This is a genomic window from Futiania mangrovi (genome assembly GCF_024158125.1).
Classification (GTDB): Bacteria; Pseudomonadota; Alphaproteobacteria; order Futianiales; family Futianiaceae; genus Futiania; species Futiania mangrovi.
Window position 1 is genome coordinate 1,205,981 of sequence record NZ_JAMZFT010000002.1, and the last position, 13,788, is coordinate 1,219,768.

Consider the following 13,788-nt stretch of genomic DNA (forward strand, 5'->3'; position numbering starts at 1 on the left):
CCAACAGGGAGGCAATCGCGCCGTGGTCAATCTGAGCGCGTTCATCCGCAATCATGCGTTCCGCACGCCCGGTGCGCTGGCCATCGTCTATGGCGCAACGCGCATCACCTACGCCGATCTGTGGGACCGGGTGCAGCACCTCGCCGCCTGGCTGAAGGCAGAAGGCGTGGGTCCCGACGACGTGGTCGCCGCCTTCATGAAAAACAGCGCGGCGTTCCTGGAGCTTTCGTTCGCGGTGAGCCACCTCGGCGGCATCTTCCTGCCGATCAACTACCGGCTGGCGCGCGACGAGGCTGCCTACATCATAGGCGACGCGGGCGCGAAGGTGGTGGTTGCGGACGCAGAGTTCGCCAATGTCGTCGAAGGCGCGCCGAAGCTCGCCCTGCTGGATGCCGCGGCGCAGGCCGACATCCGCACCTTCACCGGCACCGGCCGCCGCGCGCCGGAGATGCACCCGCGCAAGCCGGAGGATCTCTTCCGCCTCATGTACACCTCGGGCACCACGGACCGGCCCAAGGGCGTCATGCACACCTACGACAACTACTACTGGAAGTGCATGGATCATGTGATCGCGCTTGGCCTGAGCGCGGAGGACCGCCTCGTCTGCGTCGGTCCGCTCTATCACGTGGGCGCCTACGACCTGCCCGGCACCGCGGTCCTCTGGCTCGGCGGCATGATGTGCGTGCACCGCGACTTCGACGCGGGCGCCATGCTCGCCTCCATCGAGGCGGAGCGGCTGACGGGGGCATGGATGGCGCCGGTGATGCTGGGCATGACCCTGTCGCACGAGGGGCGCGAGACCTACGACCTCAGCTCGCTGCGCTGGTGCGTCGGCGGGGGCGAGAAGACGCCCGAGGGGCGCATCCGCGCCTTCACCGACCTCTTCCCCCAAGGCCGCTACATCGACGCCTACGGCCTGACCGAGACATGCAGCGGCGACACGCTGATGCTGCCCGGCCGCGAGATCGAGAAGATCGGCTCGACCGGTCCGGCGCTTGCCCATTGCGAGATCTCGATCCGCGACGACGACGGCAAGGCGCTGCCCGCGGGCACGGAGGGCGAGATCTGCGTGCGCGGCCCCAAGGTCACGCGCGGCTACTGGAACGATCCGGAAAAGACCGCGCGCAGCTTCCACGGGGACTGGTTCCGCACCGGCGATGTGGGCTACCTTGACGCGGACGGGTTCCTGTTCCTCACGGACCGGAAGAAGGACATGATCCTGTCGGGGGGAGAGAACATCGCCTCCTCCGAGGTCGAGAGGGTGATCTACCAGATGCCCCAGGTGGCCGACTGCGCCGTGATCGGCGTGCCGGACGTGCAATGGGGCGAGAAGGCGGTCGCCGTGGTGACGCTGAAGCCGGGTGAGACGCTCGACCTCGACACGTTGCGTGCGCATTGCCGGGCGCACCTGGCAGGGTTCAAGGTGCCCAAGGGGCTGCACCTGACCGACGCCCTGCCGCGCAATCCGTCCGGCAAGGTTCTGAAGCGTGTGCTGCGGGAGCAACTCGCCGGCGAGGCCTGAACGCCCAGGTCTCGCGGAAGCCATTCTCGTGAAAAAATGAGCAATGATTCAGAAGTCATTTCAATTGACAGCGCGGAGCGGCCTTGGCCAAACTCGCGATGTAAAAACGACAAGCCCGGCCCTCGCGGGACTGGGATGAGAGCCCGCCGCATCACGACGGCAGGAACCCATGGGAGGGAGTGACACCATGAAGAAGACCGACACCCGTCAACCGGCCGGATTCGACCGGCGTACCGTGCTGAAGGGGGCCGCGGCAACCGCCGCCGTCGCCACCGGCATCACCGGTTTCCCGGCCTATCTGAAGGCCGCCAACGCGCCGATCAAGGTCGCCGTTCCGACGATCCTGTCGGGCCGTGTCGCGATTCTCGGCCAGTCGTCCGTGGCGGGCCTGCAGCTTGCAGCCAAGGAGATCAACGACGCCGGCGGCATCGAGGGCCGCAAGATCGAGGTCGTGACCCGCGACTCCAAGGGCAAGCCCGACGAGGCCGCGCGGATGACCCGCGACATGGTCAACAACGAGGGCTGCGAGATCGTCCTCAATGCCGAGGCCTCGGGCGCGACCTTTGCCGTCAACGAGACCGTGCGCGACATCAAGAAGTTCTGCCTGCACTCGTGCTCGGAAACGTCTTCGCTGACGGCCGATCCGAAGAACCAGGTGCCGTGGGCGTTCCGCTCCTGCCGCCAGGGCATCCATGACGCCGTCGGCGGCGGTCTCTACGCGGCCGAGGTGGCGAAGGCGAAGGGCCTGAAGCGCTGGGCGACATGCTCCCCGGACTATGCCTACGGCCGCGCCAACACCGAGGAGTTCATGGAGTATGTGAAGATCTTCGCGCCCGACGTCGAGGTCATCACCGAGACGTGGCCGAAGCTCTTCCAGCCCGACTACACCGAGAACATCACCGCGCTGCTCAACGCCCAGCCGGATGCGCTCTATTCCTGCCTGTGGGGCGGCGACCTCGTCGCCTTCTTCGACCAGGCGAGCCTTTACGGCCTGTTCGACCAGTTCGAGGCGTTCGCGGTCAACCTGACCGACTACCCGGTCATCACGGCGATCAAGAACCTGCCCGAGGGGGTCCACGGCGGCAGCCGGTATCACAAGGACAACCCGGATACCGATGCCAACGAGGCCTGGAACGAGAAGTTCCGCGCCAACTCCGACGTGCTGCCGACCAACTGGGCGTGGCAGAACTACACGGCCATGTCCTTCATCATCGAGGCGCTGAAGAAGACCGGCGGCAACACGGATGCCGAGAAGATGGCTGCTGCGACCGCGGGCCTGACGATCCAGTCGCCCTTCGGCGTCGACGGCACGCTCACGATGCGCGAGAGCGACCACACTCTCGTCAACTACGTCGTGGGCTACGGCGTCACGATCGGCAAGGAGCCTTATGTGAAGGACTTCACCACGACCGATTGGGCGACGATCACGAAGTACGAGGAAGAGTGGAAGAAGCGGAACGGGTACATCTGATTCCGATTGCCTGACCCGGGCGGGGCGGCCATCCCCGGCTGCCCCGCCTGACATTTCCGCCGGTTCGCGCCGGCGGCGGCCCTTGGCTATCCGGTAGCAGCGGAGTGCCCCGCGCATGTTCGATCTCGACGCGATTTCGACCTGTCTCTCGACGTCCGCGTGCGTCGTGAACCAGGTCACGAGCGGCCTCATCATCGGGATGCTGCTCTTCCTGGTGGCGTCCGGCGTGACGCTGATCTTCGGCGTCCTGCACGTCATCAACTTCGCGCACGGCAGCTTCTACATGCTGGGCGCCTATTTCGCCTACACGGCCTACCAGATCACCGGCAGCTACTTCCTGGCCGCGGCCTTCGGCGCGCTCGGGGCCGGTGTCGCGGGCGTTCTGTTCGAGCGCCTCATCATAAGTCGCGTCTACGGACAGAACGTGCTGATGCAGCTGCTCGTCTGTTATGCCTTCATCCTCATAACCGACGACCTGGTGAAGGTGTTCTGGGGCGCGGAATATCTGGCGATGGGAATCCCGCCCGAGTTCCGCCTGCCGCCGTTCCGGATCGCCGGCGGATTCGTGCCGCCGTTCTACCTGTTCCTCGTTGCGGTTGCGGTGGTCATCGGGATCGGCTCGCTGCTGCTCGTGGGAAGGACGCGCTTCGGCAAGATCGTCCGGGCCGCGGCGATCAACCCGTCCATGGTCTCGGCGCTGGGCATCCGGGTGCCGGTCTATTTCGCGCTGCTGTTCGGCTATGGCTGCATCCTCGCGGGGGTGGCGGGCGCGCTGGCGGCCCCAGTCCGCTCCATGACGCCGGGCATGGGCTTCGGCATCCTGGTTGAAAGCTTCATCGTGACGGTGATCGGCGGCATGGGGTCGATCACCGGGGCGTTCCTCGCGGCGATCATTCTCGGGCTCACCCGGTCGATCGGCAGCGTGGGATTCCCGCTGTTCGTGGACGGTGCGATGTTCCTGATCATGGCGCTGGTTCTGATCTTCCGCCCGACGGGCCTGCTGGGGCAGGGGCAACTGCGATGAACGTGCTTCTCGAATTCCGCCGCGATTTCCTGCTGGCGATCGCGGGTCTCGCTGTCCTGCTGCTGATCGGGCTGGGCGTCGATCACCCCTGGCCGCGGGACTTCCTGACCTCGATCTTCGCCTATGGCCTGCTGGCCATGTCGCTCAACCTGCTGATCGGGTTTACCGGGCTCGTTTCCTTCGGCCATGCGGCGTTCTTTGCGTTCGGCGGCTACACCTTCGGCCTTCTGCTCCAGTCGACGGGCTTCACGGGCGCGATGGGGGCATGGTCGGTGCCGGTTGCCTTCGTGGCGGCGGCGGGGGGTACGGCGCTCTACGCCCTCGTCATCGGGGCGATCTGCGTGCGGCTGAGCGAGATCTACTTCGCCTTCCTCACGCTCGCGTTCCAGATGTTCCTCTACAGCCTGATCATCAGCTGGGTGGACGTCACCGGCGGCGACCAGGGCCTGATGGGCGGTATTCCGCGGCCGGAGTTCCTGGGCGTCGACCTCAGCAATCCCTATGACCGCTACGTGACCTGCGCCATCGTGTTCGTGGCGTGCCTGATGCTCTTGCGCGTGGTGACGGAAAGCCCGTTCGGCTACACGCTGCGCATGATCCGCGACAACCCGACGCGCACGGCCTTCCTCGGCGTGAACGTGTTCCGTGTGAAGCTCATCAGCTTCGTGGTCGCGGGCGCGGTCGCAGGTGTGGGCGGCGTGATCCTGGCGCTCTTCACCTCTGGCGCCTATCCGGAGTGGGCCTATTGGGCGCAGTCGGGCGAGGCCATCTTCATGATCATGCTCGGTGGACTGACGGTGTTCCTCGGGCCGCTCCTGGGGGCGGTGCTTCTGCGCATCCTGAACGACGTCGTGCAGTCCTACACGACCCACAGCGAGATCGTGATCGGCATCGTGATCCTGGCGGTGGTGCTGGGGCTGCGGCGCGGCATTCTCGACTTCATCCGCGACCTGTGGGTGGAGCGGGAGCAATCCAGCCTCCGCCGGGCGGCCGACGACACCTCCCGCAGCGCCGGCGGGGAGGCCGGACGATGAGCGGGTCCGCGGGAAGCCTCGACGGCCGCGTCGCCGTCGTCACGGGCGGGGCGAGCGGCATCGGCGCGGCGTGTGCCCGCCTGCTGGCTGCGCGCGGCGCCCGCCTGGTCGTCGCCGACATGAACGAGGCGGGCGCCGAGGCCGTCGCCCGCGAGACCGGCGGCACCGCCATGCATCTCGACGTGTGCGACGAGGCGAGCATCGAGGCCGTGGCCGCCCGCACCGAGGCCGAGGTCGGCCCGGCGGAGATCCTCGTCACCTCCGCCGGAATCGTGCAGCCGCCGCTGCCCCCGGAGGAGCTTCCGATGGAGCTTTTCGACCGGGTGGTGGCGGTCAATCTGCGCGGCACCTACCTGTCGGCGCGCGCCTTCGCGCAGCATATGCTGCCGCGGCGCAAGGGCGCGATCGTGACGATCAGCTCGATCACGGCGGAGCGCGCGACGCCGCTCCATGCCTACGCGCCGACCAAGGCGGCGGTCACGAACCTCACGGCGGGTCTTGCCGCCGAGTGGGGGCGGGCGGGCATCCGGGTCAACACGATCGAGCCCGGTTACACGCGCACGCCCGCGCTTCAGGACCAGATCGACAGGGGCTACCGCGACCCGACGCTCCTGGAGGAGAACTCTGCCCTCGGCCGCCTGGTCGAGCCGGACGAGATCGCCCGCGCGGCCGCCTTCCTCGTCTCCGACGAGGCTGCCGCGATCACCGGGATCGCGCTGCCGGTCGACTGCGGCTACTTCACCGCCGGGGGCTGGGCGCCCTATGGCGGCGTGCGCAAGCGGGGAGGCTGAACGGTGCTGCGTCTCGACTCCGTCGTGAAGAAGTTCGGCGGCCTGACCGCCACGAACGATGTCACGCTCGACTTTCCCGAGGGCTCGCTGCATGCGGTCATCGGGCCGAACGGCGCGGGCAAGACCACGCTGTTCAACCTCATCACCGGCCATCTCGTGCCGGACAGCGGCCAGATCCTGCTGGCGGGCGAGAACATCGCCGGGCGTTCGCCGCGCGAAATCGTGCACAAGGGCATGGGCCGTGCGTTCCAGGTCGCGAGCATCTTCCCGACGCTGACGGTGGAACAATCGCTCATGGCGGCGGTCGCCTCGCACCAGAACCTGTCGGATCACCTGCTGTCGGTCTTTCCGCCGAGGAGCGTGCGCGAGCGGGCCGACGAATTGATCGAGGTGCTGGGCATGCAGCCCGTCGCGCGCATGATCTCGGCCAATATCTCGCACGGCGATCAGAAGCTTCTGGACATCGGGCTGGCGCTGGCCCTGGAACCCAAGGTGCTGCTGCTCGACGAACCGACGGCCGGCATGGGGCCGGAGGAACGCTGGCAGATGATCGAGACGGTGCGCCGTCTCTGGGAGATGGGCGGCATGACGGTCGTGTTCATCGAGCACGACATGGACATCGTTTTCGAGGTCGCCCAGAAGATCCATGTCCTGTGCTACGGCGCGGTGCTCGCAGAAGGCACCGCCGACGAGATCCGCGGCCATCCGGACGTGATCGAGGCGTATCTCGGCAGCGAGACCGGTGCGGAGGAGACGGCGGAATGAGCGGCGAGACCATGCTGTCGGTCGAGAAGATCGACGTCTTCTACGGCGCCTCGCAGATCCTGTTCGGCGTCGACCTCGCGGTGGAAAAGGGGCGCACGCTGGCGCTGCTCGGCCGAAACGGGGCGGGGAAGAGCACCACGCTGAAGGCCATCGCGGGTATCGCGCCGCCCAAGCGGGGCAGCATCCGCTTGCACGACCGGGAAATTGCGGGGGCCAAGCCCTTCGCGATCGCGCGCGCAGGCATGGGCTACGTGCCGGAGGACCGGCAGGTCTTCCCCCAGCACACGGTCGAGGACAATCTGCTGATCGGTGCCAAGAAGGGCCCGGGCGGGCAGGATTTCTGGGCGCTCAAGACGGTCTACGAGGTCTTTCCGATCCTCGCCGGCATGAAGGAGCGCAAGGCGGGCCTTCTCTCGGGCGGCGAGCAGCAGATGCTGACCATCGCGCGCACGCTGATGGGGAACCCGGATGTGCTGCTGCTCGACGAGCCGTCGGAGGGTCTCGCGCCGATCATCGTGCAGGCCATCGGCGACCTCATCCGCAAGCTGCGCGGCATGGGCGTGACGATCCTGCTGGCGGAGCAGAACATGCACTTCTGTCTCGGCATCTCCGAGGACGCGGCTGTCATCGACAAGGGCGGCATCGTCTACCGCGGCACGATCAAGGACCTGCGTGCCAACGAGGAGGTGACGCGGCGCTACCTCGCGATCTGAGGGCGGCGCGCGGCGGCAGACGGCGGATCAGGCGTGGTCCGGCTTGCCGTAGAGGCCCCGTGTCATCAGCTTCTCGTAGGCCGTGATGACGTGCTCGGGCACCGTGCTGCGCCCGTCGTCCGCGCGCCGCACATAGCGCATGGCGAGATAGGCCCGCGCCGAAAGCAGGATGTAGATGATCGCTTCCAGCTCCTCGGCGTCGTAGCCCTCGATCTCTCCGCGTGCGACCGCGCGCTCGAGCGCGCCGCGGTAGCCGTCGACGAGGATCTGGAAATGCTTGGCGTGCGCCGCGGGCGCGAACACCTCTGCTTCGTAGAGGATGCGGTAGAAGACCGGGTGCGCGTTCAGATAGGTGAAGAAGGCCCGCAGCCGTGCCGTTTCCCGCGCCGCGCCTTGCACGTCCGCGGGAACGGCGGTGCGGATATACTCCACCATCTGCTCGCCCATGTAGGGCAGCAGCGCGTCGAAGACCTGCTGGCGCGTCTCGAAATAATTGTAGAACGTGCCCTGCGCGATGCCGGCAAGCTGCGTGATCTTGGAGATCGAGCTGTCGGCATAGCCATCCTCGCCGACGACCTGGGCCGCGGCCTCGAGGATGCGCAAATAGGTCTCGCGCGCCTTTTCTTCGCGGGTCTTGCGGCGCGCGCGCCTCGGCTTGGAAGTCTGCACGGCCACCGTCCGCTGAGCTTGGCTGTTCGTCACGGACGCTTACTCGGCTGCCGCCGGCACCTTGTCAAGCTCGGCAAAGGCGTCGAGCACGGTCCGGATCGACCCGCCCGGCAGGTCGCGGCAGAACCGCTCCAGCGCGTCGTAGGCCACGGACGGAACGCCGCTTTCCGCGCCGATGCGGCGGGCGAGCGCGGAGGTCTCGTCCCAGCTGTAGGCATAGTCCTTCGCCGTCATCTTCAGGTCCTCGACCTCGCGGGTGCCGTCGGTGCGTTCCACCTCGATCACGCAGCAGAGCGTCGGCACGCTGTCGTCGGAGACGAGCTCCACGCGCGCCTCCAGCGCGTTCACCGCGGCATCGTCATAGGTCGTCATGTGCTTCATGGTGGGAACGCCATGCACGAGCGTCGTGGCGATGCAGAACGGAATGCTCATGAGCGTGCCGGAGATCGACGCGAACGGCCCCGTCGCGTCCATGCCGGCATAGCCCGTCTCGTAAGGGTTCATGCGCACGGTCACGCGCGCAAGGTCCGTCCCGCCCAACCGTTCGCGCAGGCGCAGCGCCGCCGTCACCGGCGACTGGTTGAAGGCGCACACGGGGAAGGGCTTGAAGGCCACGCGATGGATCTTCCACTCCTTGCCGAGCTTTGCGCGCAGCCCGTCCGGGTCGGGCTCCACCCGTGCCATGGTGCGGATCAGGCCCGCCTTGCCCTCGATGGCGCCCGGCGCGGTCCGCGCGCCCGCGGCCGCCAGTTCCGCCGCGACGAGGCCCATGCGCGCCACCATGCCCACCTGGTAGCGCCACTCGTCCGTGCCATCGGCGAAGGCCTGGAGGTTCCCGCCCGTGAAGGACGCCGCGAGCGACAGCGCCGCCGCGATCCGCTCCGCTGGGAGCCCCATGAGGCGCGCTGCCAGCGCGGCGCAGGCGACCGGCCCATAGATCGTGGAGGAGCGCAGGCCCGCGGGCGTCGTCTTTCCGGCATATGCCTCTTCCAGCAGGCCGCCGATCTCGTAACCGGCGACCAGCGCGGGGAGGAGACGGTCGAGCGGACAGCCCTTCGCCTCGATCAGCGCGGTTGCCAGCGGCAGAAGCTCCGTCCCGAAGTGCGCCGCGCCCGAGGCGTCTTCCTGCGCGCGACCGTGGAACAGCGCTGCGTTCGCAAGGACGGCGCCCGCGACGGAGGTCTTGCGCCCGTCGCCCAGCAGGGTCGCGCCGTCCGGGTGCACCCCGTCCATGGACAGCGCCGCGGCCCGCGCCACCGGGGCATAGGGTGTGTTGTGGCAGCCGATCCCGACGCCGTAGCCGTTGAGCAGGCAGACCCGCGCCCGCTCCTCCACGTCCGCCGGCAGCGTGTCCATCGTCAGGCCGGCGATGAATGTTCCGAAGTCCTGCACCAGCGACATGACATGATCCTCCCTTCGTTGTGCGGCGCGTTCGTTGCCGTCCGAAGGCCGCGCGCCGTCTGCGTCCTCCTTCGCCACGGTCCGGGAGCCTTGTCGCGCATGGCGCGCGCCGCCCGGATCCGTTCCGGCAGGGGATGCGGTATCGAGTATGGTGTGGTCAAATTCTGGCGGTCAACATAAAATGAAATACGATTCATAGTTCATAAAAGCCAGTTCGGGCAGGGGGATGCACATGGAAACCGGGCTCGCCGGGCGGCTCGTCCTGATCACCGGCGGTGCGAGCGGTATCGGCCGCGCGACGGCAGAGGCGTTCGCGGCGGAAGGCGCGCGCGTCGCCATCGCCGACCGGGACGGTGCGGCGGCGGAATCGGCCGCGTCGGCCCTCGGCGGGGTGAGCCTCGCCTTCGACGTGGGCGACGAGACGGCGGTTGCGGATGCGGTCGCGCGGATCGAGGCCGGCGAGGGACCAATCGACGTGCTCGTCACCTGCGCTGGCGTGCTGCAGAAAACCCTGCCGCCGGACGAACTGAGCTGGAAGGAGTGGGATCTCGTCCAGCGCGTCCATGTGCGCGGCACCTACGCCTGCGCGCGCGAGGCGGGCACCGCCATGGCCCGGCGCGGACGCGGCGCCATCGTCACCATCTCTTCGGTCGCGGGTCTCGTGTCCGGGCCGCTTCATTCCTACGCGCCGGCCAAGGCCGCCATCGCCGAACTCACGCGCACGCTTGCCGGCGAATGGGGACCGCGCGGTGTGCGCGTGAACGCAGTCGCACCCGGCTTCACCGAGACGCCGGCGCTTGCGCGCGGCTTCGCCACTGGCACGCTGGACGAGGACGCGCTTGCCGCCTCCGCGGCGCTCGGCCGGCTCGTCGCTGCGCGGGAGATCGCGGACGCCATCGTCTTTCTCGCCTCCGACCGCGCATCCGCCATCACGGGAGCGGTCTTGCCAGTCGACGCGGGCTATCTTACGGCCGTGCCCTGGTCCGCCTATGGCGGGCTGCGGCGGGGCTCCGGCAACGGGTCCGAGGGATAAGCCCGGCCCACCAGCTTCCAGTACGATCCAGACCAAGCAGGAGTGTCATGACCTACGAAACCAGCGCGCCCGCCAGCCCCGTCTTCGGCACCGGATCGCCGACCGGGCGGCGGCTGTTCCGGCCCATCTCCTTCCGCTCCGTGACCGCACGCAACCGCGTGATGATGAGCCCGATGTGCCAATATTCCGCGACCGACGGCATGCCGAACGACTGGCATTACGTCCATCTCGGCGCGCGCGCGACGGGCGGCTGCGGCATCGTTTGCGTCGAGGCGACCCATGTCGAGGCGCGCGGGCGCATCACGCCGGGATGTCTCGGCCTCTGGAACGACCCGCAGCGCGACGAGCTGGGCCGCATCGTCGCCTTCCTGAAGTCGCAGGGCGCAACCCCCGCGATCCAGCTCGCGCACGCGGGGCGAAAGGCCTCCTGCCACGTGCCGTGGGACGGCGGGCTGCCGCTTGGCCCGGACGAGGGGGCCTGGACCACCGTCGCGCCCTCCGCCGTGCCCTATGCCGACGGTCATCCCGTGCCGGAGGAGATGAGCAAGGCCATGATCGCAGAGGTGATCCAGGCGTTCGTCGACTCCACCCGCCGCTCGCTGGAGGCGGGGTTCGAGATCCTCGAGCTGCACTCCGCGCACGGCTACCTCGGGCACTCGTTCCTGTCGCCGCTCAGCAACCGGCGTACCGACGAATATGGCATCCGGAGCGATGGCGGCACGCGCTTCCTGATGGAGCTGATCGACGCCGTGCGCGGCGTCTGGCCGGAGGAACTGCCGCTCTTCGTGCGCCTGTCGTGCGACGACTGGGCCGACGGCGGCTTCACGATCGACGACGCGGTCATGGTGGCGAAGAAGCTGAAGGCCCGCGGCGACGTCGATCTCGTCGACTGCTCCGGCGGCGGCATGAGCCCGGACCAGAAGATCCCGGTCTTCCCCGGCTACCAGGTCCCGTTCGCGGAGCGCATCCGCCGCGAGGCGGGGATCGCCACCGGCGCGGTCGGTCTCATCAAGGTACCGGAACTGGCCGAGGCGATCCTCGCGCAGGGCCAGGCCGACCTGATCCTCGTAGGGCGCGCCCTGCTGGTCGATCCGAACTGGACATTCAGCGCGGCGCGCGCGCTGGGAGCCAAGGACGTGACGGTGCCCCCACAGTACCTGCGCGGCGGGTTCTAGCCCACGACGATCCGCACGCCTGCTGCTTCCATCCTCTGGCGGAGCGCGGCGGGCGGCGCGGCGTCCGTGACGAGGTGCGCCATGCGCCCGGGTTCCACGATCCGGGCGATGGCCGTGCGGCGGAACTTCGCACCGTCGGCGACAAGGATCACCGTGCGGGCGCGGGCGATCATGGCGCGCTTGACCGCGACCTTGTCGAGGTCGAAATCCATCGGCGCCCCGTCCTCGTCGAAGCCGGAACAGCCGACCACGGCGACGTCGACGCGCAGTGCATCGAGCGCGGCGAGCGCGGCCGCACCTGCCAGAGAGCCGTCCGCGCCGCGCACCGTGCCGCCGGTGACGTGCACCTCCGCGCCGTTGCGCCCGGCAAAGGCGGCCGCTGCCGGCATGCTGGCGGTGAAGACGCGCGGCTGGGGCCGCGCCGCAAGCCCGCGGGCCACCGCCTCCACCGTCGTTCCGTAGTCGAGGAAGACCGCTGCATCCGGTGCGATCAGGCCGAGGGCGGCGGCGGCGATCCGCTCCTTGCTCTCCGCCGCGGTCGCGCGCTTCTGGACATAGCCAAGGCGCACGCTGTTCTCCGGCAGGCCCGCGCCGCCATGAAACCGCTGAAGCACGCCCGCGCGGTCCATCTGGATGATGTCGCGGCGGATTGTCTGGGCCGAGACGTCGAGGTCGCGGGCCAGCGCGTCGATGGTCACGAAGCCCTGCCGGGTCACCGCCTCCAGGATCGCGCGCTGGCGATCGGTGAGGCGCGGGCCCGATCCGTCATCCGCGGTTGGCGCAGGGGCAGGGCGTGAGGTCACGCGCGAAGGCCTCCTCAGGGCGATGGAAGATAATTTACAAGCCGCAGCGACTCTGACACACAAGTGCGACAATTCCGGGCGAAAGTCCATGTCGCGCGCCCCTCAGCCAGGATCATGGGTCCGATGCAGTTTCCGTTTTCGCTTTCCCGCTCCGTCCGCACCCTGCGGTCCGGTTCGCTCGCGTTCGACGCCTGGGCCTTGCGCTGGGTGCCGGCCGACGGCGCGGCGCCGGGGGATCTGGAGGAGGTGACGGCGCGCGAGGCTGTGCGCTGGCTGACGGCGGAGGGGGGCGCACGCCGCCTGCCCGTCGGCGTGATCGGCCCCAAGGTCGCTACGCCACGCCAGGTCGCCGTGGCGGAGGAACTGGGGCATCTGCTGGGCGAGGTCGGGCTCACGGTCCTTTGCGGCGGCAAGTCCGGCGTCATGGAGGGGGTGTGCAAGGGCAACCTTGCAGCGGGCGGCCAGCCCATCGGCATGTTGCCCGACGACGACTGGACGCTGGCCAATCCTTATGTCGCCATCCCGCTCGCGACCGGCATCGGGGTCGCCCGCAACGCGGTGATCGCGCGTGCGGCCTTCGCCATGATCGCGGTGGGGGGCGAGTTCGGCACGCTGACCGAGATGGCCTATGGCCGCCACTTCGACAAGCTTGTGGTAGGCCTCGAAAGTGCCCCGCAGGTGCCGGGCGCCGTCTACTGCGACACTGTCGACGAGGCAGTCGATCTCGTTTGTGTCGAGTTCCTTCGACTTCCCGCTTGATTGCTTTCCCGGTCTGGTTGTAACAGAGCCGTCAGGGTCGCGTGCCAGTCACGCTCCTGTCGCGCATCGCTGGTGCCCACCTGAACAGCCGCGCGCCCTTGTCCTGAACAACTGTTGTGGAAATGGCGGCAGCCTCGCGCATCCGGCGGCGGCTGCGCCGGTTTGCGTGGGAATTCGGTCATGGCGACGGGATCTGAGTTTGGGGGTTTGTCCTCTGGCGGTTATGGGGTTGGGTCGGGCGACGGCGGCGGCGAGGGGGGCTTTGGGCTTTTTCCTGGCGCGGGCGGGGATGTCGGGGGTCTGGAGGGCGGTGCCGGGGATTTGGACGGCGAGCCTGTTCTGGTTGCGCAGGCGCTGACGGGTCCTGAGCTTGCGGACGAGTTCCGCGCGGCCTCGAAGGTCGAGGTTCCGCTTCTGGACGCGGGCGTGAACCCGCGGGCGAACGCGGGGTCGTGGAACCCGATCCCGGACTGGCTGGGCACGCGCAGCCAGGTCGGCAATGCGGAGATCCCGGCGGCGTGGGCACGCGCGCACGGGCTGGAGGTGGGTGTCGACGGCACGGTGAACCTTCCCAACAACGCCGAGGGGGGCAAGGCGCTTGCCCGGATGAACTGGGCGGAGTGGGGGA

At 68.4% G+C, this 13,788-nt stretch carries 14 protein-coding genes; 11 read left to right on the forward strand and 3 right to left on the reverse strand.

Annotated features, from left to right (window positions below; all coding sequences use genetic code 11):
• Positions 1 to 22: 22 nt before the first annotated feature.
• From NJQ99_RS12600 to NJQ99_RS12630, 7 genes are all read left to right on the forward strand, one after another.
• Positions 23 to 1,522: an AMP-binding protein gene (locus NJQ99_RS12600; RefSeq protein WP_269333178.1), complete on the forward strand. Its 1,500-nt coding sequence runs from the start codon at positions 23 to 25 to the stop codon at positions 1,520 to 1,522.
• 187 nt (positions 1,523 to 1,709) lie between these two features.
• Positions 1,710 to 2,993, forward strand: coding sequence for an ABC transporter substrate-binding protein (locus NJQ99_RS12605; protein ID WP_269333179.1), 1,284 nt, complete (start codon positions 1,710 to 1,712; stop codon positions 2,991 to 2,993).
• Between the two features lie 115 nt (positions 2,994 to 3,108).
• Positions 3,109 to 4,017, forward strand: a complete 909-nt coding sequence (locus NJQ99_RS12610; protein ID WP_269333180.1) for a branched-chain amino acid ABC transporter permease — start codon at positions 3,109 to 3,111, stop codon at positions 4,015 to 4,017.
• The gene (locus NJQ99_RS12615) at positions 4,014 to 5,051 is read left to right on the forward strand and encodes a branched-chain amino acid ABC transporter permease (protein ID WP_269333181.1); all 1,038 of its coding nucleotides are present in this window, start codon (positions 4,014 to 4,016) and stop codon (positions 5,049 to 5,051) included. Before NJQ99_RS12610 ends, NJQ99_RS12615 begins: the two co-directional genes overlap by 4 nt.
• Complete coding sequence (locus NJQ99_RS12620) at positions 5,048 to 5,842, forward strand: SDR family NAD(P)-dependent oxidoreductase (protein ID WP_269333182.1); 795 nt, start codon at positions 5,048 to 5,050, stop codon at positions 5,840 to 5,842. The genes NJQ99_RS12615 and NJQ99_RS12620 overlap by 4 nt, the downstream gene beginning before the upstream one ends.
• Positions 5,843 to 5,845: 3 nt before the next feature.
• Positions 5,846 to 6,607, forward strand: a complete 762-nt coding sequence (locus NJQ99_RS12625; RefSeq protein WP_269333183.1) for an ABC transporter ATP-binding protein — start codon at positions 5,846 to 5,848, stop codon at positions 6,605 to 6,607.
• Complete coding sequence (locus NJQ99_RS12630; protein WP_269333184.1) at positions 6,604 to 7,320, forward strand: ABC transporter ATP-binding protein; 717 nt, start codon at positions 6,604 to 6,606, stop codon at positions 7,318 to 7,320. The genes NJQ99_RS12625 and NJQ99_RS12630 overlap by 4 nt, the downstream gene beginning before the upstream one ends.
• A 27-nt stretch (positions 7,321 to 7,347) precedes the next feature.
• Here NJQ99_RS12630 and NJQ99_RS12635 read toward each other — a convergent pair whose 3' ends face one another.
• On the reverse strand, positions 7,348 to 7,989 hold the full coding sequence (locus NJQ99_RS12635) for a TetR/AcrR family transcriptional regulator (protein ID WP_269333185.1): 642 nt from the start codon (positions 7,987 to 7,989) through the stop codon (positions 7,348 to 7,350).
• Positions 7,990 to 8,028: 39 nt separating this feature from the next.
• Complete coding sequence (locus NJQ99_RS12640) at positions 8,029 to 9,390, reverse strand: MmgE/PrpD family protein (RefSeq protein WP_269333186.1); 1,362 nt, start codon at positions 9,388 to 9,390, stop codon at positions 8,029 to 8,031.
• Between the two features lie 232 nt (positions 9,391 to 9,622).
• Between NJQ99_RS12640 and NJQ99_RS12645 the strand changes: the two genes are divergently transcribed.
• The gene (locus tag NJQ99_RS12645) at positions 9,623 to 10,423 is read left to right on the forward strand and encodes an SDR family NAD(P)-dependent oxidoreductase (protein ID WP_269333187.1); all 801 of its coding nucleotides are present in this window, start codon (positions 9,623 to 9,625) and stop codon (positions 10,421 to 10,423) included.
• A gap of 47 nt (positions 10,424 to 10,470) precedes the next feature.
• Positions 10,471 to 11,598 (forward strand): NADH:flavin oxidoreductase/NADH oxidase, encoded by a 1,128-nt coding sequence (locus NJQ99_RS12650; RefSeq protein WP_269333188.1) that lies wholly within the window; start codon positions 10,471 to 10,473, stop codon positions 11,596 to 11,598.
• On the opposite strand, the gene NJQ99_RS12655 is transcribed toward NJQ99_RS12650, so the two are convergent.
• A complete protein-coding gene (locus NJQ99_RS12655; RefSeq protein WP_269333189.1) occupies positions 11,595 to 12,401 on the reverse strand; it encodes a DeoR/GlpR family DNA-binding transcription regulator in 807 nt (268 codons plus the stop codon). The two genes, NJQ99_RS12650 and NJQ99_RS12655, sit on opposite strands and share 4 nt — an antisense overlap.
• Before the next feature lie 123 nt (positions 12,402 to 12,524).
• Between NJQ99_RS12655 and NJQ99_RS12660 the strand changes: the two genes are divergently transcribed.
• Both NJQ99_RS12660 and NJQ99_RS12665 read left to right on the forward strand, forming a co-directional pair.
• The gene (locus NJQ99_RS12660) at positions 12,525 to 13,160 is read left to right on the forward strand and encodes an SLOG cluster 4 domain-containing protein (protein ID WP_269333190.1); all 636 of its coding nucleotides are present in this window, start codon (positions 12,525 to 12,527) and stop codon (positions 13,158 to 13,160) included.
• A gap of 321 nt (positions 13,161 to 13,481) precedes the next feature.
• A partial coding sequence (locus NJQ99_RS12665) for a hypothetical protein (RefSeq protein WP_269333191.1) occupies positions 13,482 to 13,788 on the forward strand: 307 nt, incomplete at its 3' end.

Bases quoted from the DNA above. Each gene is read 5' to 3' on its own strand.
- NJQ99_RS12605 (WP_269333179.1), top strand. From the start codon at position 1,710: ATGAAGAAGACCGACACCCGTCAACCGGCCGGATTCGACCGGCGTACC.
- NJQ99_RS12610 (WP_269333180.1), top strand. From the start codon at position 3,109: ATGTTCGATCTCGACGCGATTTCGACCTGTCTCTCGACGTCCGCGTGC.
- NJQ99_RS12615 (WP_269333181.1), top strand. From the start codon at position 4,014: ATGAACGTGCTTCTCGAATTCCGCCGCGATTTCCTGCTGGCGATCGCG.
- NJQ99_RS12620 (WP_269333182.1), top strand. From the start codon at position 5,048: ATGAGCGGGTCCGCGGGAAGCCTCGACGGCCGCGTCGCCGTCGTCACG.
- NJQ99_RS12630 (WP_269333184.1), top strand. From the start codon at position 6,604: ATGAGCGGCGAGACCATGCTGTCGGTCGAGAAGATCGACGTCTTCTAC.
- NJQ99_RS12640 (WP_269333186.1), bottom strand. From the start codon at position 9,390: ATGTCGCTGGTGCAGGACTTCGGAACATTCATCGCCGGCCTGACGATG.
- NJQ99_RS12645 (WP_269333187.1), top strand. From the start codon at position 9,623: ATGGAAACCGGGCTCGCCGGGCGGCTCGTCCTGATCACCGGCGGTGCG.
- NJQ99_RS12650 (WP_269333188.1), top strand. From the start codon at position 10,471: ATGACCTACGAAACCAGCGCGCCCGCCAGCCCCGTCTTCGGCACCGGA.
- NJQ99_RS12660 (WP_269333190.1), top strand. From the start codon at position 12,525: ATGCAGTTTCCGTTTTCGCTTTCCCGCTCCGTCCGCACCCTGCGGTCC.